The sequence below is a fragment of the Nocardia sp. 852002-51101_SCH5132738 genome (assembly GCF_001665695.1).
GTDB classification, from domain to species: domain Bacteria; phylum Actinomycetota; class Actinomycetes; order Mycobacteriales; family Mycobacteriaceae; genus Nocardia; species Nocardia nova.
Genome location: NZ_LZML01000163.1, coordinates 22,240 through 39,509 on the forward strand (window position 1 = coordinate 22,240; position 17,270 = coordinate 39,509).

The 17,270-nt window shown below is 67.8% G+C and carries 19 protein-coding genes; 11 read left to right on the forward strand and 8 right to left on the reverse strand.

Annotation, left to right across the window (positions count from 1 at the left end):
* The first annotated feature begins 81 nt into the window (after window positions 1–81).
* Together A5789_RS25290 and A5789_RS25295 are read left to right on the forward strand one after the other, a co-directional pair.
* Window positions 82–819: a hypothetical protein gene (locus A5789_RS25290; RefSeq protein ID WP_227463023.1), complete on the forward strand. Its 738-nt coding sequence runs from the start codon at window positions 82–84 to the stop codon at window positions 817–819.
* 44 nt (window positions 820–863) lie between these two features.
* On the forward strand, window positions 864–2,090 hold the full coding sequence (locus A5789_RS25295; protein WP_064905554.1) for a cytochrome P450: 1,227 nt from the start codon (window positions 864–866) through the stop codon (window positions 2,088–2,090).
* 23 nt (window positions 2,091–2,113) lie between these two features.
* On the opposite strand, the gene A5789_RS25300 is transcribed toward A5789_RS25295, so the two are convergent.
* Window positions 2,114–3,337 carry an oxygenase MpaB family protein gene (locus A5789_RS25300; protein WP_064905556.1) on the reverse strand — a complete coding sequence of 408 codons (1,224 nt, stop codon included), beginning with the start codon at window positions 3,335–3,337 and terminating at the stop codon, window positions 2,114–2,116.
* A gap of 175 nt (window positions 3,338–3,512) precedes the next feature.
* Here A5789_RS25300 and A5789_RS25305 point away from each other — a divergent pair, with 175 nt between their 5' ends.
* From A5789_RS25305 to A5789_RS25320, 4 genes are all read left to right on the forward strand, one after another.
* Complete coding sequence (locus A5789_RS25305) at window positions 3,513–3,881, forward strand: DoxX family protein (protein WP_197516723.1); 369 nt, start codon at window positions 3,513–3,515, stop codon at window positions 3,879–3,881.
* 169 nt (window positions 3,882–4,050) lie between these two features.
* The gene (locus A5789_RS25310) at window positions 4,051–4,731 is read left to right on the forward strand and encodes a GAP family protein (protein ID WP_063012418.1); all 681 of its coding nucleotides are present in this window, start codon (window positions 4,051–4,053) and stop codon (window positions 4,729–4,731) included.
* Between the two features lie 172 nt (window positions 4,732–4,903).
* On the forward strand, window positions 4,904–5,602 hold the full coding sequence (locus A5789_RS25315; RefSeq protein ID WP_064905558.1) for an NAD(P)-dependent oxidoreductase: 699 nt from the start codon (window positions 4,904–4,906) through the stop codon (window positions 5,600–5,602).
* A gap of 141 nt (window positions 5,603–5,743) precedes the next feature.
* The gene (locus A5789_RS25320; RefSeq protein ID WP_063012414.1) at window positions 5,744–6,583 is read left to right on the forward strand and encodes a mycofactocin-coupled SDR family oxidoreductase; all 840 of its coding nucleotides are present in this window, start codon (window positions 5,744–5,746) and stop codon (window positions 6,581–6,583) included.
* On the opposite strand, the gene A5789_RS25325 is transcribed toward A5789_RS25320, so the two are convergent.
* Window positions 6,576–7,340 carry an SDR family NAD(P)-dependent oxidoreductase gene (locus A5789_RS25325; RefSeq protein WP_064905559.1) on the reverse strand — a complete coding sequence of 255 codons (765 nt, stop codon included), beginning with the start codon at window positions 7,338–7,340 and terminating at the stop codon, window positions 6,576–6,578. The two genes, A5789_RS25320 and A5789_RS25325, sit on opposite strands and share 8 nt — an antisense overlap.
* A 62-nt stretch (window positions 7,341–7,402) precedes the next feature.
* Window positions 7,403–7,678 carry a hypothetical protein gene (locus A5789_RS25330; protein ID WP_197516724.1) on the reverse strand — a complete coding sequence of 92 codons (276 nt, stop codon included), beginning with the start codon at window positions 7,676–7,678 and terminating at the stop codon, window positions 7,403–7,405.
* 237 nt (window positions 7,679–7,915) lie between these two features.
* On the opposite strand from A5789_RS25330, the gene hpnE reads away from it, so the two are divergent.
* Window positions 7,916–9,274 (forward strand): hydroxysqualene dehydroxylase HpnE, encoded by a 1,359-nt coding sequence (hpnE, locus tag A5789_RS25335; RefSeq protein ID WP_064905573.1) that lies wholly within the window; start codon window positions 7,916–7,918, stop codon window positions 9,272–9,274.
* Here hpnE and A5789_RS25340 read toward each other — a convergent pair.
* Complete coding sequence (locus A5789_RS25340) at window positions 9,271–9,825, reverse strand: HAD domain-containing protein (protein WP_064927352.1); 555 nt, start codon at window positions 9,823–9,825, stop codon at window positions 9,271–9,273. The two genes, hpnE and A5789_RS25340, sit on opposite strands and share 4 nt — an antisense overlap.
* A 342-nt stretch (window positions 9,826–10,167) precedes the next feature.
* Here A5789_RS25340 and A5789_RS25345 point away from each other — a divergent pair, with 342 nt between their 5' ends.
* Together A5789_RS25345 and A5789_RS25350 are read left to right on the forward strand one after the other, a co-directional pair.
* Window positions 10,168–10,833 (forward strand): GNAT family N-acetyltransferase, encoded by a 666-nt coding sequence (locus A5789_RS25345; protein WP_063012406.1) that lies wholly within the window; start codon window positions 10,168–10,170, stop codon window positions 10,831–10,833.
* Between the two features lie 193 nt (window positions 10,834–11,026).
* Window positions 11,027–11,590, forward strand: a complete 564-nt coding sequence (locus A5789_RS25350; RefSeq protein ID WP_227463024.1) for a hypothetical protein — start codon at window positions 11,027–11,029, stop codon at window positions 11,588–11,590.
* Between the two features lie 2 nt (window positions 11,591–11,592).
* On the opposite strand, the gene A5789_RS25355 is transcribed toward A5789_RS25350, so the two are convergent.
* Genes A5789_RS25355 through A5789_RS25370 form a run of 4 tightly spaced genes read right to left on the reverse strand, consistent with a single transcriptional unit; the run spans window position 11,593 to window position 15,167 of the window.
* On the reverse strand, window positions 11,593–12,585 hold the full coding sequence (locus tag A5789_RS25355) for a glycine betaine ABC transporter substrate-binding protein (RefSeq protein WP_063012404.1): 993 nt from the start codon (window positions 12,583–12,585) through the stop codon (window positions 11,593–11,595).
* On the reverse strand, window positions 12,582–13,337 hold the full coding sequence (locus A5789_RS25360; protein WP_063012402.1) for an ABC transporter permease: 756 nt from the start codon (window positions 13,335–13,337) through the stop codon (window positions 12,582–12,584). Before A5789_RS25360 ends, A5789_RS25355 begins: the two co-directional genes overlap by 4 nt.
* Window positions 13,334–14,524: an ABC transporter ATP-binding protein gene (locus A5789_RS25365; RefSeq protein WP_064902122.1), complete on the reverse strand. Its 1,191-nt coding sequence runs from the start codon at window positions 14,522–14,524 to the stop codon at window positions 13,334–13,336. The genes A5789_RS25360 and A5789_RS25365 overlap by 4 nt, the downstream gene beginning before the upstream one ends.
* Complete coding sequence (locus A5789_RS25370) at window positions 14,517–15,167, reverse strand: ABC transporter permease (RefSeq protein WP_082856882.1); 651 nt, start codon at window positions 15,165–15,167, stop codon at window positions 14,517–14,519. Before A5789_RS25370 ends, A5789_RS25365 begins: the two co-directional genes overlap by 8 nt.
* Before the next feature lie 178 nt (window positions 15,168–15,345).
* On the opposite strand from A5789_RS25370, the gene A5789_RS25375 reads away from it, so the two are divergent.
* Both A5789_RS25375 and A5789_RS25380 read left to right on the forward strand, forming a co-directional pair.
* Window positions 15,346–15,954 carry a CHAP domain-containing protein gene (locus tag A5789_RS25375; RefSeq protein WP_064902123.1) on the forward strand — a complete coding sequence of 203 codons (609 nt, stop codon included), beginning with the start codon at window positions 15,346–15,348 and terminating at the stop codon, window positions 15,952–15,954.
* 71 nt (window positions 15,955–16,025) lie between these two features.
* Window positions 16,026–17,156 carry a hypothetical protein gene (locus tag A5789_RS25380; RefSeq protein WP_030514855.1) on the forward strand — a complete coding sequence of 377 codons (1,131 nt, stop codon included), beginning with the start codon at window positions 16,026–16,028 and terminating at the stop codon, window positions 17,154–17,156.
* The last annotated feature ends 114 nt before the right edge of the window (window positions 17,157–17,270 follow it).

Below are 17,270 nucleotides of genomic sequence, written 5' to 3' on the forward strand. Positions count from 1 at the left end.
TGACCAGCGGAAACAGTATGTCAGCGGGCATGTCAGCCCGGCATCAGCCCGATATCAGCCGGGTTGGCGACAGTAGTTCTCGTGAACAGCACAGCGATCCGCGCCGCGGACCGGTTCACCGGCCGGATCCCCCGATCCCGCCGCCCGATTCCCAGCAGAGCCCAGGAGAACACCATGCCTACCTTCCAGACCCCGGAACCGATCGCCGTCGCCGTCGAGGTGCTGTCCGGCACCGTCACTGTCATCGCCTCCGACCGCACCGACACCGTCGTCGCGGTCCGTCCCGCCGACGCGGCCAAGAAGGCCGACGTGCGCGCCGCCGAGGAGACGCGGGTCGATTTCGCCGACGGCGCCCTGACCGTGACGACGCCGAAGGACTGGCGAACCTACACTCCCTTCGGCGGCAACCCGTCGATCGAGGTGACCGTCGAGGTGCCGACCGGTTCCGCTTTCCGGGGCACCGCCGGTGTGGGCCGAATCCTCGGCACCGGTGAACTCGGCGACTGCGTGCTGGAGGTGTCGGCCGGTGACATCGTCGTCGAGCGTCCGCTCGGTTCGGTGACCGCCAAGACCGCCCAGGGCAATATCCGCATCGGCGAGGCCACCCGCGGTGTGCTGCGGCTGGAGACGTCGGTGGGCGATCTGGAGGTCGGCATCCGTCCGGGTAGCGCGGCGCGGCTGGAGACCACGGTCGCGAGCGGCGCCGTGCACAACCAGCTCGGGCCGGTCGACGGCGCGCAGGACGACGAGCACACCGTGCGGGTGTATGCGCGCAGCGCCCTCGGCAACGTCGTCATCCAGCACGCGTCCGCCGCCTAGTTCCCCTCGATATCCGCCGATCCGTCTCCCGAGAGGAATACGCCATGACCCGAACGGTTCCTGTCCCGCACGGCCTGCCCATGGAACGCGATGCGGGCCCCTTCGATCCGCCCCGCGAGATCACCCGCTTGCGTGATGCTCACCCCGTCGGCCCGATGATCTTCCCCGACGGACACGAAGGCTGGCTGGTCACCGGATACGACGAGGTGCGCAGCCTGCTGGCCGACCCGCGCTTCAGTTCGCGCCAGGACATCGGCGTTCTGCATGTGCCGTACGAGATTCCGGGCATGCCGGTCGCCACCGAGCCGTCGCCGCAGATCCCGGGCGTCTTCATCGCGATGGATGCGCCGGACCATACCCGGTTGCGGCGCAAGCTCGTCGGCGCCTTCACCGTCAAACGGATGAAGCAGCTCGAAGACCACATCGTGGACGTCGTCGAGCGGCAACTGGAGGCGATGGCCCGGCTGACCCCGCCGGTCGACCTGGTGGCGGAGTTCGCGCTGCCGGTGCCCTCGCTGGTGATCTGCGAACTGCTCGGCGTTCCCTACGAGGACCGCGACACCTTTCAGGTCAACTCGGCCAAGTTCCTCGTCAAGGACCAGGCGCTCGAGGAGAAGATGGCGGCCTACGGCGCGCTGACGTCCTATCTGGCCGAACTGGTCGTCCGCAAGCGCGCCCAACCGGGTGAGGACATCCTGTCCGACCTGGCCCGCCACGACGACCTCACCGTCGAGGAGCTGACCGGCATCGCCTTCCTGCTCCTGCTGGCGGGGCACGAGACCACCGCGAATATGTTGGGGCTCGGCACATTCGCGCTGCTCGAGCATCCGGAGCAGGCGGCCGAACTGCGTGCGGATCCGGCGCTGGTTCCCGATGCGGTCGAGGAACTGATGCGCTATCTCTGCGTCGCCGACATCTTCTACCGCTACGCCACCGACGACATCGAACTGGGCGGTGAAACCATCGGCAAGGGCTCGACCGTCGTCGTCTCGCTGCTGGCCGCCAACCGCGACCCGCGCCGCTTCGACGACCCCGACACTCTCGACGTGCATCGCACGGCCCGCGGCCACCTGTCCTTCGGCCACGGCATGCACCTGTGCCTCGGTCAGCAACTGGCACGGATCGAAATGCGCGCCGGATTCGCCGGCCTGCTACGCCGCTTCCCGACCCTGGCCCTCGCCGTCCCGGCCGATGCGGTGAGGTTGCGGACCGATATGAATATCTATGGGGTGCACGAACTTCCGGTCACGTGGACGGATGTCGCGGAGTAGCCGGAGCGGTCGGGCGCGGCGGTTCAGGCGGCCGGGGTGATGTGCTCGGCCGATCCGCCGATCACAGCCGCATCGGGTCCGGCGAGGGTGCGGATGAAGGCCAGTTGCGCGGCCCGGCCTTCGGCGACGACGCGCTCGAACTGGCCCGGGATCAGCCGGGCCCGCGCCGACCGCGCGAGGTTGACGGGTATGCGCAGCACGGGATACCAGGGCAGGGTGCGACTGGGCAGGCCGAGTCGCTTCATGGCGGACGGGCCCAGATACATCATCGCGATCGACAGGTGCTGGGACCGGGCGATCCGCCGCCGCAGTCCCGGCAGCCGGTCGTAGTGCCAGCCGAGCGGTTCGTCACGCATCGGGATCGCGAGTTGGCGGGAGGTGTCGTCCGGGTTCGTGATGGCGGTCATCGTGTGGTAGAGAATGCGGACGCTGTCGCGAAAGTCGTTGGGCAGGAAGCGTTCCTCGACACCCATCACCCAGCCGACGTAGCGGGCCAGGTGGGCCATGGCCTCCGCGTCGCGGGGCGTGATGACGACGCCCATGCCGATGGCGCCGATCATCGGGGCGATCAGCGCGCCGACCAGTGTGGCGGCCATATCGGTCTGATTGATCGGCAGTCCCCACTCCTCGGCCTGCCAGTCCGGCATGGCGGCCACGTGGCGCCGCACCAGCGAGTGGATCAGCCGGACGTGCACGGTCGAGCGAAAACCGTTGCCGCCCGGCGCCATTCCGCCGGCCGCGGTGACATCCATCGCCCACTGCGTGGTCTCGGCGAATCGCTTGGCCGGGCCCTTTTCCAGGGCGCCGGTGCGCAGCAGGGTCTTGTTGAAACCGGAGGCCAGGTATCCGCCCAGGAACGACATGTCGCGGGCGACGTAGATCCCGTCGCGGCCGCCCAGGCAGGAGACGCGCTCCGCGTGGCGGATCTTTCGCCGATCCACCCACTCGGGTACCGCTTCGACGTATTCGAAGAATTCGCGCAGGGGCGCCGGGGCATCCGGTACCGCGGCGATGCCCTCCCGCAGGGCGCGGTCGAACAGCGGCCGGGTCGTGGCCATGCCCTCGCGATACATCCAGTCCACGAGCTCGTCCATCGGCCGGTCGCCGACGGTCAGTGCCTCGCCCAGTTCGCGAAATTCGGCCGGGCCCGGTGCGCCGAGCCCGAGCATCCGGGCGAGCGTGCCGAGACCGGGCCCGGGGACGGGCCGGGGTGAGCTCGGGTGCCGGAGCGGAACGGTCGGCGTCACGATGTCCTCCTCGTCGAAGATCTGGCAAGATCCTCTACCAGAAATCGACTTTTGGCAAGACCGCCTACCAAAAGCGGCGACCCGCAGTCCGCCGTGAGTCTCGGTCGATGTTCCTTTTGTACGCCGTCCGATTCCGGTGGATGATGCTGCTTACCATTCGTCGTCACCGGAGGTCATGGTGGAGATCGCGTACTGGATCGTCGGCGCGCTGCTGGCGGTCGTCTACCTCTACTCGGGCGGGATGAAGATGCTGCGGTCGAAGGACCGGCTGCGCCCGATGATGGGGTGGATCGACACCGTGCCGCTGGGCCTGGTGCGAGGCATCGGCGCGAGCGAGGTCCTCGGCGCGGCCGGGCTGATCCTGCCGCCGCTGACCGGGATCGCCGTGGTTCTCGCGCTCGTCGCCGCCATCGGATTGGCGCTGGTGCAGGTCGGTGCGATCGTGGTGCATCTGCGCCGCGGCGAGGTGAAGCTGATCGGCCTGAATGTGGTCCTGCTGGCGCTGGCCGTCGTCGCCGCGTGGTTGTCCACCGTGTGGTTGTGAGCAGGGTTCGAAACTCCAGGTGGGGAATCCTCGGCAATTCGGTATGGTGCCTCGAAATTACTTATAGCCCCACGTAGATTGCAGAAATCGGTCGCGGCTCGGAACTCGCGACCGAATGACAGCGAGCCTGTGGCAAATAAATCGCTCGTGCGGCCGAAAGGAACGGCGGATGGGCACCGTGATCGGGAGGACCCTGCCCTTGGCCGCCGCGATCGCGGTGAGTCCACTGCCGCTGATCGTGGCGGTCCTGATGCTGGTGTCGGGGCAGGCGCGGGCGAAGAGCAGTGGATACCTGCTCGGCCGGATCTGCGGGTTCGCGGTGCTCGTCACCGCGGTGGCCTGGCTGATCGGCGCGTCCGCGGCCCGGCATCTGCATCCCCATCACGCCTCGACCGCGACCTCGCTCATACGCCTCTTCGGCGGGATCGGGTTGCTCGGTGTCGCGGCGTGGTTCGGGTTCCAGCGCGGGCGCGGCGAGGCGAAGCCGCGGAAACTGTGGGACCGAGTCGACCGCGTGACTCCGGCGGGCGCCTTCGGGCTCGGTGTGGCGCTCGTCGTCGTCGACGTCAGCACCCTCGTCCCCGCCGTCATGGGCGGGCTCGACATCGCCGAGGCGCGGCTGCCGGCGCCGAGAGCGGTGGGCGCCGGTGCGATCTTCCTCGTGATCGCGCTGGCCTCGTGCATCGCGCCGGTCGTCGCGTACCTGGTCGCGGGCGAGCGGCTCGATCAACCCCTGGCCGCCACCAAAACCTGGCTGGTCGCCAACGACCGAACCGTGATGATGGTGCTGCTGCTGCTCGTGGGAACGATGCTGATCGGCCGAGCCATCGAAGCCCTGACCTCCGGATAGCCGCGGCGGTTCAACGGTGGCGCACCGGTGATGTAGATCACTGTCGCGGGTTGTTATGCGACGGGCTCGACGGGCGTCTTGTGTGCGTCCACGCAACGAAGGGGGCTCGGCGACGGTGGCGGATTTCGTCTCGCCCGCCGCCGGTCGGCCTCCTCTGTCCGAAGGAAAAGCCATGCGTATCACCATCTTCGGGGCCAACGGTCCCACCGGCCGCCAGCTCACCGCGCAGTCGCTGGCCGCCGGACATCAGGTCGCGGCGGTGACGCGGCAGCCGGGCGAATTCCCGCTGCGCCATGAGCGGCTCGACGTGATCGGCGCCGATGTGCTCGACCCGGCCGCGGTCGACACCGCGGTGAAGGGGTGCGAGGCGGTGCTGTCCGCGCTCGGGGTGCCGCCGAGCAAGGAACCGATCACCACGTATTCCGAGGGCGTGTCGAACATCGTGACGGCGATGCGACGGCACGGGGTGAGCCGGATCGTGGTGGTGAGTTCGGCCGGCGTCGATCCGCGCCCCTACAGCGAGGGCGGCTTCCTCTTCAATCGGCTGCTGGTGCCGTATGTGACGCGGGTGGCGGGCAAGACGCTCTACGACGATATGCGGCGGATGGAAGCACTGCTGCGCGACAGCGATCGGGAGTGGACCGTGGTGCGTCCGAGCGGACTCTACGACCGCCCGGACGTCACCGATTACACGATGGTCGAGGACTACGCCGACGGGATCTTCACCGCCCGAAGCGATCTGGCCGCGAGCATGCTCGCCGCCGTGACCGAGGGCCGTTTCGTCCGCGCCGCGGCCGGTGTGATCACCACCGATTCCGGTAACCCCACCCTGCTGCGATGGATCCGGCAGCAGGCGAGCGGCGGCCACTGAACCATGCCCCACCCAAGGTATGGAAATTTCATTCTCGATGTTGGAGAATCCGATTAGCAAGTGAGCGATCGCTCGGCGCGGGTGGTCGGGAATCCGGCATCGGGCATCGGTGTGCCCGAGTGGCAATGAACGAGGTGCGTTATGGCTGGGCGGGTAGAGGGCAAGGTCGCCTTCATCACTGGTGCGGCACGTGGCCAGGGGCGAAGTCATGCGGTGCGGCTCGCGGAGGAGGGCGCCGACATCATCGCCGTCGACGTCTGTAAACCGGTGAGCGGTACCGATCTGATCCCGGCTTCGACCCCGGCCGATCTGGCCGAGACGGTGGAGCTGGTCAAGGGTCTCGGCCGGCGCATCGTCACCGCCGAGGTCGACGTCCGCGATTTCGACGCGTTGAAGGCCGCCGTGGACAACGGGGTCGAGCAGCTGGGCCGGCTCGACATCATCGTGGCGAACGCCGGGATCGGCAACGGGGGTGCGACCCTGGCCGAAACCAGTGAGCAGGACTGGAACACGATGATCGGCATCAATCTGGAAGGTGTCTGGAAGACCGTGAAAGCCGGTGTGCCGCATCTGATTTCCGGCGGCAACGGCGGCTCGATCATCCTCACCAGTTCGGTGGGCGGACTCAAGGCCTATCCGAACACCGGGCATTACGTCGCCGCCAAACACGGCGTGGTCGGCTTGATGCGGACCTTCGCGGTCGAGCTGGGCGCGAATTCGATCCGGGTCAATTCGGTCCATCCGACCAACGTGAACACCCCGATGTTCATGAACGAGGGAACGATGAAGATGTTCCGCCCGGATCTGGAGAATCCGGGCGTCGAGGATTTCGAACCGGTGGCGAAGTTCATGCACGTCCTGCCGGTCGGCTGGGTCGAGCCGGTGGATATCAGCAATGCGGTGCTGTTCCTCGCCTCGGACGAATCGCGCTACATCACCGGCCTGCCGGTGACCGTCGACGCGGGCAGCATGCTCAAGTAGGCGTGCCGGCGAGTACGGCCACACCCGTCCGGCCGCCGTCGACGTCCACGACGGTGCCGTGCACGAACGATGCCTCGTCGGAGGCCGGGAAGACCGCGGCCGTCGCGATGTCCTCGGCGGTTCCGGCCCTTCCGGCGGGTGTGCCGTGCATCATGGCGCCGGCGGCGGGGTCACGCTCCGGCGGCAGCACGACGCCGGGCGAAATGGCGTTGACGCGAACGCCTTTCGGGCCGAACTCCGCCGACCACGCCCGCGTGAGGGTTTCCACCGCTCCCTTCGTCGAGGCGTAGAGGGCGCCGACGGGCACGCTCAGCCGCGCCACCCACGAGCCGAGATTCACGATCACGCCGCCACCCGCCTCGACCATCGCCGGAGCCACCGCCTGGGTGAGGAAGAACGGCGCCTTGACGTTGACGGCGTAGAGGCGGTCGAACATCTGCTCGTCGGCGGTCGTCGTGGTCGCCGGCGGAAAGATCCCGGCATTGTTGACCAGGATGTCGATGCGCCCACCGAGCGCTCGGGTGGCCGCATCCGCGAGCGCACGGGCGGAGGCCGCACTGCCGTCGAGGTCGGCGTGCACATAGTCGGCGCGGCCGCCGCCCGCGCGGATCTCGGCAACGACCGCGGCACCGCGCTCGTCGTCGCGGCCGGAGACGACGACATGCGCCCCCGCCGCGGCGTAGGCCACCGCGATGGCGCGTCCGATATTGCTGGTGGAACCCGTGATGAGGGCTGTTCGGCCCGGGAGTCGTGACATGAGACCGAAGCTACGAGCGATTTTTTGGACCAGCAAGTCCAAAGTTGCCCGGGCGACTTCGGCTAGGCCCCGCCGAAACCCCGGTACGGGCTCAGGGGGATCACGGTGAATTCGGAGACTCCGGCCGCGGCCATGGGCAGTGCCGCGACGATCGCGTTCGCCTGTTCGGCATCGGCCGCCTCGATCGTGAAGCAGGCACCGGCGATATCGCCGCGCAACCAGATCTGGCGGACGACGCCGTCGAGATAGAGCTTGCGGACGTGCTCGGTCTCGGCCGGTAGTACTTTCTCGAAATCCGCGTCGGTGAACGATTCGGTGCGGCGCCGGGAAAGAACCATGAATTGCACTGTGCCTCCTGGTGTTCATCGGTTCGGACGACCATTCTCTCGCCTCGGTGCCGCGGCATCCGGCGTCGTCGCTTCCCATGAGTTGGGCGAGAGAATGTGACAACTCTTCACTCACCGTTGACCGTCGATGCCCGGCTGCCTACAGTGATCGGAACCGGCTCGGTGCGGCTCGGCCCTCGGATCGAGGTCGCCGCGGGTCGAAACCCGCTGTCGCGCACGGAGGTTCGAATGAACGACGCTCGTCGGTTCGTGGTGATCGGCGGTGGTCTGGCCGGGCTGGCATCGGCCGTCTGGCTGGCCGAGGCCGGGAAGCGGGTGACGTTGCTGGAGCGCCGGGCCCGGCTCGGTGGCCGCACCCAGGCGATGACGGTCGCCGAGGTCGGCGATACGCCCGACAATGGTCAGCACGTGATCGCCAGCGGCTACCACCACCTCTTCCGGTATCTGGCGAGCATCGGCACCGAGAAATATCTGGAATTTCCCACCGGGGGAACGCTGCGCTGGCCGGGTGGACGCGCAACGGCGTTGCACACCAGAGGTATTCGAGCCTTCGGCACACTGCTGGGCGCACATCCGGATGCCGGGTTCGGCGAGCGGCTGGCCGCGGCGCGGGCGACGATGCGGTTGGGTCTGCAGTGTCTGTTCCAGCCCGCGGACCTGGCCGACATCACCACCGAGCAGTGGTTCGAGCGTATCGGTATGCCCGCGAAAGCGCGTGAGGCGCTGTGGGATTGGCTGGCGCTGGGCATCGCCGCCGAGCCGGTGCAGCGGGAATGCGCGAAGGTCTTCGCCGATGTGCTGGCCACCGGCATCCGGCTGGGAGTGCGGGATCGGCGAGCGGTCACCATCGGCTATCCGACCGTCGACCTCGATACGCTCTACATCACCGGTGCGGAGGAGGTGTTCCGCCGCCACGGAGTCGAGGTCCGCTATCGCGCGGTGGCTGACCGGATCCGGATCGTGGACGGCGCGGTGACCGGTGTCGATCTGGTGGACGGCACCACGGTCCCGGCCGATGCCGTGATCTGTGCGGTACCCAATTCCCGGATCCACGGCCTGCTCGACGATCTCCCCGAACACGCCGGAATCTACGCCGCGGCAGACAAATTGGGTGCCACGCCGATCGTCAGCACCAATCTGTATCTGGACCGGCCGCTCGGCACCCGCAGTGCGATGGAGGCGATCATCGGCGGGACGGGAGTGATCGACGAGGTGTTCGATCGGCAGCGCATGCACGGCCGCGAACCGAACGGCACCTGGCTGTACTGCCTGACCACCAGCGGCGCCTACGAACAGATCCACAAGAGCAGCGACGACATCATCGACGAGCAGATGGACCTGCTGCGCCGCTACTACCCCGAGGCGGCCGATGCGCGGGTGGTGCACGGCCACGTGGTCAAGATGCCGAAGGCGACCTTTTCCCAGGCCCTCGGCACCGACGGCCTGCGACCCGATCAGCGCACCTCGGTGCCCACTCTCATGCTGGCCGGGGACTGGACCAGCACCGACTGGTCGGCCACCATGGAAAGCGCTGTTCAGAGCGCCTCCAAGGCGGTGGCGGCGCTGCTGCGACTGCCGCCGCTCTAGCGAGTTCGCGGCCCGCGAAGCGGCTCCAGGAACGCCCGGGCGAGCTCGAGGTGGTCGGGAGTCAAACCGGTGTGGCGATCGACCGGGACGAGCAGGGTCGGGGCGACGGTGGCGGTGCGGCTCTCGGCCCAGCCCTGGTCGGCGTGCTGGAATTCGTCGTCGAACCAGCACAGCGGCCGGCGTCCGGCCCAGCGGTCGATGGTCGGAAGCTTGCCGTGGTGGCCCTCGCGATGCCGAATTCCGGTGTCCTCGAAGATGATCACCTCCAGCGGCGGCAGGCCGAGGACGGGACCGAGGACCGTATTCGCCGCATATTCCCACGCGGTCGCCCATACCAGTTCGGCATCGGTGATGTCGGCCAGTTCCAGCAGCCGCGAGCCGACGGCCGCGTCGAGCAGCACCTGCTGATCGATGGGTGGAATCGCGGGAATGATGCTGTGCTGCAACACATAAGGCCGGTAGCCGTGCGGGGGTGGGTGCGTGGCCCGGGGGTAGGGATTGAGGGGGCCGTCGACATCGAGCAGGATCGCGGCCCGTGATGTTTCGGTCATGACGCCCCCCGTTCGCTCATCCCAGGCTACGACGGCACCTGCGGATGAGTCCGTCACTCGCGGCAACGGTTTCGTGTCGACCCGATAACCGGGGCGAACGCACCGAAAATCGCCTCGGGAACCGCCCCGGCGGGCCGTCTGCGACGCGCCGAGCGACACGCGAGCAATCCCGTTAAATTTACGCCAGACCTGCATTCTCGACGGCACACGTTCGGTTATCGTTCATCTCACTGTCCGATGCTGCTGCCGGCGCGCCAGGACTGGTCGTCGATCCGGAGCGTTGTGGGCCGGTGTGACGATCGTTGGGCGTTACCGGAGTCCGTCCCGAAAGATCGAGGGAACGTGCCTGCACCCGTCATCCTGACCGGCCGCCACGTGCGGCTGGAACCTTTGGCACCGCACCATGTTCCGGGGCTCGCCGAGGCGGGCGCCGAGGATCGCGATGCGTTCGCGTTCACCCCCGTACCGCACGGCCGGGCCGAGGCCGCCGACTACGTCGCGCAGGCCGCGGCGGCGCACGCCGTGGGTTCGGCGCTGGCCTTCGCGGTCGTCGCGACGGCCGACAACCGGGTACTGGGCTCGACGCGGTTCAACCGCTTCGACTACTGGCAGGGGCCCCTGGTGTGGCCGATCGTGCATGGTATGCCGACCGGAGATCCGCTGCTCGCGGTGCCCGACGCCGCCGAGATCGGCAATACCTGGCTCTGCTCGCAGGCGCGCGGCGCCGGTATCAATCTGGAATCGAAATTGTTGCTGCTCGAGCACGCCTTCGACGTGTGGCGGGTCCGCCGGATCGCGCTGCGCGCCGATGTGCGAAATGTGCGCTCGCGCATGGCCATCGAGCGGTTGGGGGCGACCAGCGACGGCGTCCGCCGGGCGCATTCGCGCGGTCTGGACGGAACCGTGCGCAGTACCGCGTTCTATTCCATCCTGGACGAGGAATGGCCGGCGGTGCGCCGGCGCATCGACTCGGAGCTGGCCGGTCTGCCCCGATTGCTGAACGCCTGATCGCACCCCGGAAGCAACCGGATAGCGAATTCCGGATATCGCGTCGTGCCCCCGGCTCCTATAATTCATGGCACAACGGTCGGACGTCGAGGAGATCGGTCCGAGTCGGGTAACTCGGCGGCCGGCGCATGCTTCGGACCTCGTACCAGCGCGTTCGCGGGAGGGTCGATCGCCCTCCCCTCCAGGAGACCGCATGTCCGACCGGATCCCCACGCCCCCGTCCACCCCCGCCGCGCCGCGAGCGCACGATCGATCCCATACGCGGATATGCCTGACCGATGCCGCCCATACCGGCCCGATGGTGAGTCTGTTCCTGGTGCCCGAGCCGCGGGTGCGGGGCGCCTCCATGCTGCATCTGCTCGAACAGGTTCCGGTGCGTGATGTGCCGGCGGCGGATCCCGAGCTGACCGCCGCCCTGGAAGCGCCCAGCCTGCCCGGTGCGGCAATCCGGTTGCTGCCCTGCGTTTCTCGACGCTCCGATACCTCGGTGATGCGCCATATCTTCCATGATCACTACATCGCCGACGGGCCGATGGGCCTCGACGTGTGCGATCCGGAGGAGATGGCGCGACTGGCCGCACTGCCCGAACGTGCCATCGGCCCGCGCCGCATCGACGATTTCGCCGACTACTCCGTGCGGCAGGCGATGCTGGCGGTCTTCCGCTATTTCGGTGTGGACCAACGGATTCCGCTGATGTACCACGGCTACGCCGACCCGGGCGGCCGCTGGCTGGCGGTGCGCACGGCACTCGCCTGATCTCAGCCCGCGGTGACGAAACCCTGCCGGATCAGCCAATCGCGCGCGACGGTGGCCGGTTCGGCGCCGTCGACGTCGACCTTGCGGTTCAACTCGGTGATCGTCTCGTTGGTGAGCAGCGCGGAGATCGGCGCCATGACCTGCGCCACCTGGGGATGCGCGTCGGCGAACGATTTCCGCATCACCAGTGCCGCATTGTATTTGGGGAAGAAGCTCAGATCGTCGGCGAGCTGTACCAGATTCAGTGCTTTGGTGCGGCCGTCGGTCGCGGTGACGTCGCCGAATTGACAGGTCCCGTTCGCCGTGGCCGAGTACACGAGCGAATCCTGCATGATCTGCTTGTGCACCTTGCCGAGGTCGATACCGTATTTGCGGGCCAGGCCCGGAAATCCGTCCTGCCGGACGCTGAATTCGGTGCCGAGGCAGGTCGATCCGGTGCTCGGATCGGTATTCACCAGACGGGCATAGTCGGAAATCGTCTTCGCGCCGGTGCGGGCGGCACTGTCCGCATTTGTGACCATGGTGTAGGTGTTGTTCATCGGCGCCGGATCGGCCCACACCATGCCGTGTTGTGCGAGATCCGTATCGCGCACCGCCTCGAATTGCCGGGTGGAGTCCGGAATCGGTGTCTCGTTACCCAGATAATTGATCCATCCGGTCCCGGTGTAGTCGTAGGCGACATCCACCTGTCCGTGCAATTGCGCATCGCGCAGGCTGTTGGATCCGGTGATATTGGTGAGGTCACGGACCTGAGCTCCGGCCGCTGTGAGCGCGAATTCGATGAGGTAGCCGAGGATGTTCTGTTCGGTGAAATCCTTGGAGCCCACGGTGATCTGCACACCGTCGAGGGCGGGAATCGGCTCGATACTGCCCGGCCCGACCGGCAGCGGGACGGCGCCTCCGGCCTCGAGACCGCAGGCGGCGACCACGGCGACCAGTAGCGTCGCCGCCGCGGTGGCCGCGCTGCGTCCGAGGTGCCGTGCTCGCCGCTTCATCGCAGCCCCCGCGGTCCGAGGAATTGTTCGGCCAGCGCCCCCAGCCAGTCGACGAGCAGTGCGAGGGCCACCGCGAGAATCGCTCCCACCCACAGCGTCACGTTGTCGCGCAGTTTGTAGCCGGTGTCGATCAGAATGCCCAGACCGCCGGCGCTGACCAGGAACGACAGCGTGGCCGTGCCGACGGCCAGCACCAGCGAGGTGCGCAGCCCGGCCAGGATGTAGGGCACCGCGAGCGGGAATTCGATCCGGCGCAGTACCGTCATCGCCGACATGCCCTGTCCTCGTCCGGCGTCGACGAGTGCGGGATCGACCTGCTGATATCCCAGAATCGTATTGCGCAGCACCGGAAGTAGCGCGTAGAAGGCGATCGGCGCGACACCCACCCAGAAGCCGGTCTGCTCGGTCCACAGATAGGTGAGCACGATGAGACCGATCGCCGGCGCCGCCGCACCGATATTGGCGATGCCGACGAACAGGGGAGTGAGGCGCCGGTAGCGTGGCCGAGTCAGCAACGTGCCCAACGGAACCGACACCACGACGACGATCAGCACCACGGTCGCGGTGATCGCCACATGCTGGCGGACCACGGTGCCGATCGTGGTGGGATTGATACTGGCCTGCTGCGTCGCGGTGAGGGTGCGGTCGAAGGCCCACACCAGCACGCCGGCCGCGAGGGCCACGGCCAGCACCGGCTGGGCGAACAACCGGATCCGGTCGGCGCGGCGCTCGTGTCGCTGAACGGGACTCATGGCCGGTCGTCCGAATTCGCCGCGGCCGCTTCGTGTTCGGCGCGGGTGCGCGACAGGTGTGCGACCAGGGTGTCGATCGCGACCAGGCCTGCGTATTCACCGCGCGGCCCGGTCACGACGGCATTGGCGGTACTTTCGGCCAGCAGCGTCTCGAGTGCCGCCTGCAGCGTCGAATCCGCCGTGACCGTGCCGGTCACCGGAACGCCGGCGTCGTGTAGCGAGCGTGCCTGCGCCAGTTGCGGTTCCGATACCCAGCGCAGCGGCCGGCGGTCGGAGTCGAGGATCAGCCCCCACTTCCACTCCTGAGCGGCCAGCGCCGCGCGCAGCGTGTCGACCGGATCGTCCTGTGCGGCCGTGGCGCAGCTGCCCAGTTCCACATCGGCGACCCGGACCAGCGTGAGCTGTTTGAGTGCGGCGTCGGCGCCGACGAAACCGGCGACCGTCTCGTCGGCGGGTCCGGCGAGGATCGCGGCCGGGGTGTCGTACTGGAGGACGCGGGAATTGTTGCCGAGCACCGCTATTCGGTCTCCGAGCTTGACGGCCTCGTTGAAATCGTGGGTGACGAAGACGATCGTCTTGTGCAGTTCGGTCTGCAGCCGCAGCAGTTCGTCCTGCAGCAGTCCGCGGGTGATGGGGTCGACCGCGCCGAACGGCTCGTCCATCAGCAGTACCGGCGGATCGGCCGCGAGCGCGCGGGCGACACCGACTCGCTGCTGCTGGCCGCCGGACAGTTGGCGCGGATAGCGGCCGCGGAAGGTCTCGGGGTCGAGTCCCACGAGATTCAGCATCTCGTCGACGCGCGCCCGGACCCGGCCACGATCCCAGCCGAGCAGTCCCGGAACCGTGGCGATGTTGCGGGCCACCGTCATATGCGGAAACAGGCCGGCCTGCTGAATCGAATAGCCGATCCGGCGCCGTAACCGGTCCGGGTTCACCGCGGTCACGTCCCGCCCGGCGATGGTGATGGTGCCGGAGGTCGGTTCGATCAGGCGGTTGATCATCCGCATCGTGGTCGTCTTACCGCAGCCCGAGGGGCCGACGAACACCACGATCTCACCCGCCGGAATCGTCAGCGAGATCCGGTCCACCGCCGGATCACGTTGGCCCGGATAGTGTTTGGTCACCGCGTCGAGCACGATCTCCGCGGGTTCGTGGTCGGTGCGGTCGGCGGTCGCGGTATCAGTCACGGATTCCCCTCGAGGTGGTGAGCCGGCCGATGCCCACGAGGACGGCATCGAGCAGCAGGGCCAGCACGATGATCAGCACCGTGCCGGACAGTGCCTGCGGGACGGCGGTCGGACTGCCCAGCCGGGCCAGGCCGGTGAAGATCAGATTGCCCAGGCCCGGCCCCTTCGCATAGGCGGCCATCGCCAGAATGCCCATGCTCATCTGGGTGCTGATCCGCATTCCGGCCAGAATCGACGGCCACGCCAGCGGCATTTCGATCCGGGCGAGGATCCGGGCGCGGTTCATGCCGACCCCGCGCGCGGCGTCCGAGACCGCCGGATTCACCGATGCCAGCCCGATGATCGTGTTGCGCAGAATCGGCAGCAGCGCGTACAGCACCAGCGCGGTGACCGTCGGCCGCACGCCGAGGCCCAGCACGGGAATGAGCAGTCCCAGCAGCGCGAACGAGGGCACGGTGAGGACGATGCTCGCCGCCGCGGTGGCCGCCGCCGAACCCCACGGGCTGCGATAGACGACGACACCCAGGCACACCGCCACCGCGGTCGCGATCAGCACGGACTGCACGACGGCCGAAACATGCAGATAGGAATCGGTGAGCAGTTGTCTGCGATGGTCCACCAGAAAGGTCCACAGAGTATCCAGGGCGATGACCTCCCAGAGCTCGGCGGCGTCCGAGCAGTCTATCGATCCCGCGGCGCGGGCGCAGGAAACGAGCGAGACCGGCGTGTGTGTACCGGCGCCGGATGCGGCGGAACCCTGACCGTCCCTCGTACGTCCTATATCTCAGGAGGCCGATTTCCGGTCGGGGACGGAGGGATTCATGAGTGCCACAGGTGCTCGAAGGCTCGGGCGTACTCGCTGGGTGTTGCCGGCGGCGCTGGTGGTGATCGGCGTGCTGGCAGCGGGAGCCGTGGTGGCCCTGCCCTGGTGGCACGATCGCACCGCCGCCATCGCCGGGCAGCGGCTCGACGATTTCCCGGATATCGATGTGAGCGCGCTGGATTCGGATCGCGGTCGCATCGTCGCGGTCCTGCGCACGGAATACACACACCCCGGCGACGGACCCAAATACGCACAGGGCGCGGATGAGCCGTGGTGTGCCGATTTCGTCAGCTGGACCATGCGTCAGGCCGGCCGGCCGCTGTCCAATCCGAATTCCGGATCGTGGCGGATTCCCGGTGTGGCGACGCTGCAGGAGTATTTCGAAGCGAACGGCCGATTCTCGGCGCTGGGTTCCGGATATTCGCCACGCCCGGGCGATGTGGTGATCTATGCGCCCGGCAGTCCGTTCGGGCAGCACACGAATATCGTGCTGGCGGCCGGTGACCACACCCTGACCACGATCGGCGGTAACGAGCGCGGTTCGCTGCGCATTCACCGTTACGACCCGGCGGCGGTGGGCGGTATCGTCGGGTTCGGCCAGATGTGAAACGTTTTCGTCCACCGTTGGGCGATCGACGGGGATCTGCGTGCAGGTGATCGGTGGAGGAGTGGGAGCAGATGGCAGAGCCCGGCGCGCACGACGAGACCGAATGGATGGACTACTCCGACTTCGGTGAACGTTTCGTGGTGCACGCGGTCAACCGGGATCGGATCGAGGCCGCGGTGTCCGGGATGGCCGGACGGGGAATGAGTATCGGGCCGTTCTCGATCGGTCCGGCGGGGCTGGCCGGGCTGGTGGCGGAGGGCAAGGTCGGCAAGCCGGTGATCGCCCGCAGCGAACCGCATGTCACCTTCGAGGTCCGGGTGCCGGTGTCGATGCACCTCACGGTGACTCTCGGTGGGCAGCAGTTCCGGATCGAAGCCACCGTCGAGATCGACCTCACCCTGCACGCGCGAACTGCCGATCCGCTGCTGATCGTCATCGACATTCCGCGGGTGCGCTCGCGCGACGTAAGTTTCGCCGTCCGCGCGGAGGCGGTCGGCGCCGCCGTCGACGTACTGCTCGACCCGATCGCCACTCTGGTTCAGCGTGAGGTCGCGAGCCGGCTCAACGCCATGCTCGCCGATCCCGCTGCTCGACGCGGCCGGGTGTTCGACATCGAGGCGATCATGAACGGCACGCGTTCGGAGCATGTGCTGCGCACGGACTTCGAATGGATCGACTACGCCGAGTTCGGCCGGCGTTTCTTCCCGCTCATCGTCACCCCGGATCGGGTCCGCGACGTGGTGGAAGGTCTGGCCGGTCGCGCGGTCGAAGTGGGTCCGCTGCGTACCGGGCCCGGTGAGGCGGCGACGGTCGAGGTGCAGGGGGCCGTGCGGATGCCGCGGCTGGCCCGGCGGGACGGCGACCATCCGGTATCGTTCGATCTGACCATTCCGGTCGGGCTCGACATCACCGTCGACGTGCTCAAGGCGAATCGCTATCGCGCCGAGGTGGAGGTCGGGTTGCTCCTGGTGGCGCGGGCGGGTGAACCGCTGCTCATCGTGATCGATGTGACCCCGCCGCGCAGCGCCGATGTCGCCGTCGAACTGCAGGCCGAGGGATGGCGCGCGAAGGTGCTGGGGTCGGTCGGCAAGATCCGCCGCCAGATCGCCGCGCAGGTCGCCCAGGTCATTCGTGCGGAACTGGCCGATCCTCGGGGCCGCACCATCGACGTCGCCGGCCGGATCGATGCGGCCACCTCCTGACACCTGTTACTTGTGGTGTTCATGTGACCGGATTGGCCTAGTGTTCTGCGCCTGAAATCCGTTGCAGATATCGTGCGAGGGAGTCGAGGATCTCTTCGGCGGTCTTGCGCCAGA

What these genes read in the sequence shown, in the direction of transcription:
- A5789_RS25295 (WP_064905554.1), top strand. Translation starts at nt 864, where the DNA reads ATGACCCGAACGGTTCCTGTCCCGCACGGCCTGCCCATGGAACGCGAT.
- A5789_RS25305 (WP_197516723.1), top strand. Translation starts at nt 3,513, where the DNA reads ATGGTGGAGATCGCGTACTGGATCGTCGGCGCGCTGCTGGCGGTCGTC.
- A5789_RS25310 (WP_063012418.1), top strand. Translation starts at nt 4,051, where the DNA reads ATGGGCACCGTGATCGGGAGGACCCTGCCCTTGGCCGCCGCGATCGCG.
- A5789_RS25315 (WP_064905558.1), top strand. Translation starts at nt 4,904, where the DNA reads ATGCGTATCACCATCTTCGGGGCCAACGGTCCCACCGGCCGCCAGCTC.
- A5789_RS25320 (WP_063012414.1), top strand. Translation starts at nt 5,744, where the DNA reads ATGGCTGGGCGGGTAGAGGGCAAGGTCGCCTTCATCACTGGTGCGGCA.
- A5789_RS25325 (WP_064905559.1), bottom strand. Translation starts at nt 7,340, where the DNA reads ATGTCACGACTCCCGGGCCGAACAGCCCTCATCACGGGTTCCACCAGC.
- A5789_RS25330 (WP_197516724.1), bottom strand. Translation starts at nt 7,678, where the DNA reads ATGGTTCTTTCCCGGCGCCGCACCGAATCGTTCACCGACGCGGATTTC.
- hpnE (WP_064905573.1), top strand. Translation starts at nt 7,916, where the DNA reads ATGAACGACGCTCGTCGGTTCGTGGTGATCGGCGGTGGTCTGGCCGGG.
- A5789_RS25340 (WP_064927352.1), bottom strand. Translation starts at nt 9,825, where the DNA reads ATGACCGAAACATCACGGGCCGCGATCCTGCTCGATGTCGACGGCCCC.
- A5789_RS25350 (WP_227463024.1), top strand. Translation starts at nt 11,027, where the DNA reads ATGTCCGACCGGATCCCCACGCCCCCGTCCACCCCCGCCGCGCCGCGA.
- A5789_RS25355 (WP_063012404.1), bottom strand. Translation starts at nt 12,585, where the DNA reads ATGAAGCGGCGAGCACGGCACCTCGGACGCAGCGCGGCCACCGCGGCG.
- A5789_RS25360 (WP_063012402.1), bottom strand. Translation starts at nt 13,337, where the DNA reads ATGAGTCCCGTTCAGCGACACGAGCGCCGCGCCGACCGGATCCGGTTG.
- A5789_RS25375 (WP_064902123.1), top strand. Translation starts at nt 15,346, where the DNA reads ATGAGTGCCACAGGTGCTCGAAGGCTCGGGCGTACTCGCTGGGTGTTG.
- A5789_RS25380 (WP_030514855.1), top strand. Translation starts at nt 16,026, where the DNA reads ATGGCAGAGCCCGGCGCGCACGACGAGACCGAATGGATGGACTACTCC.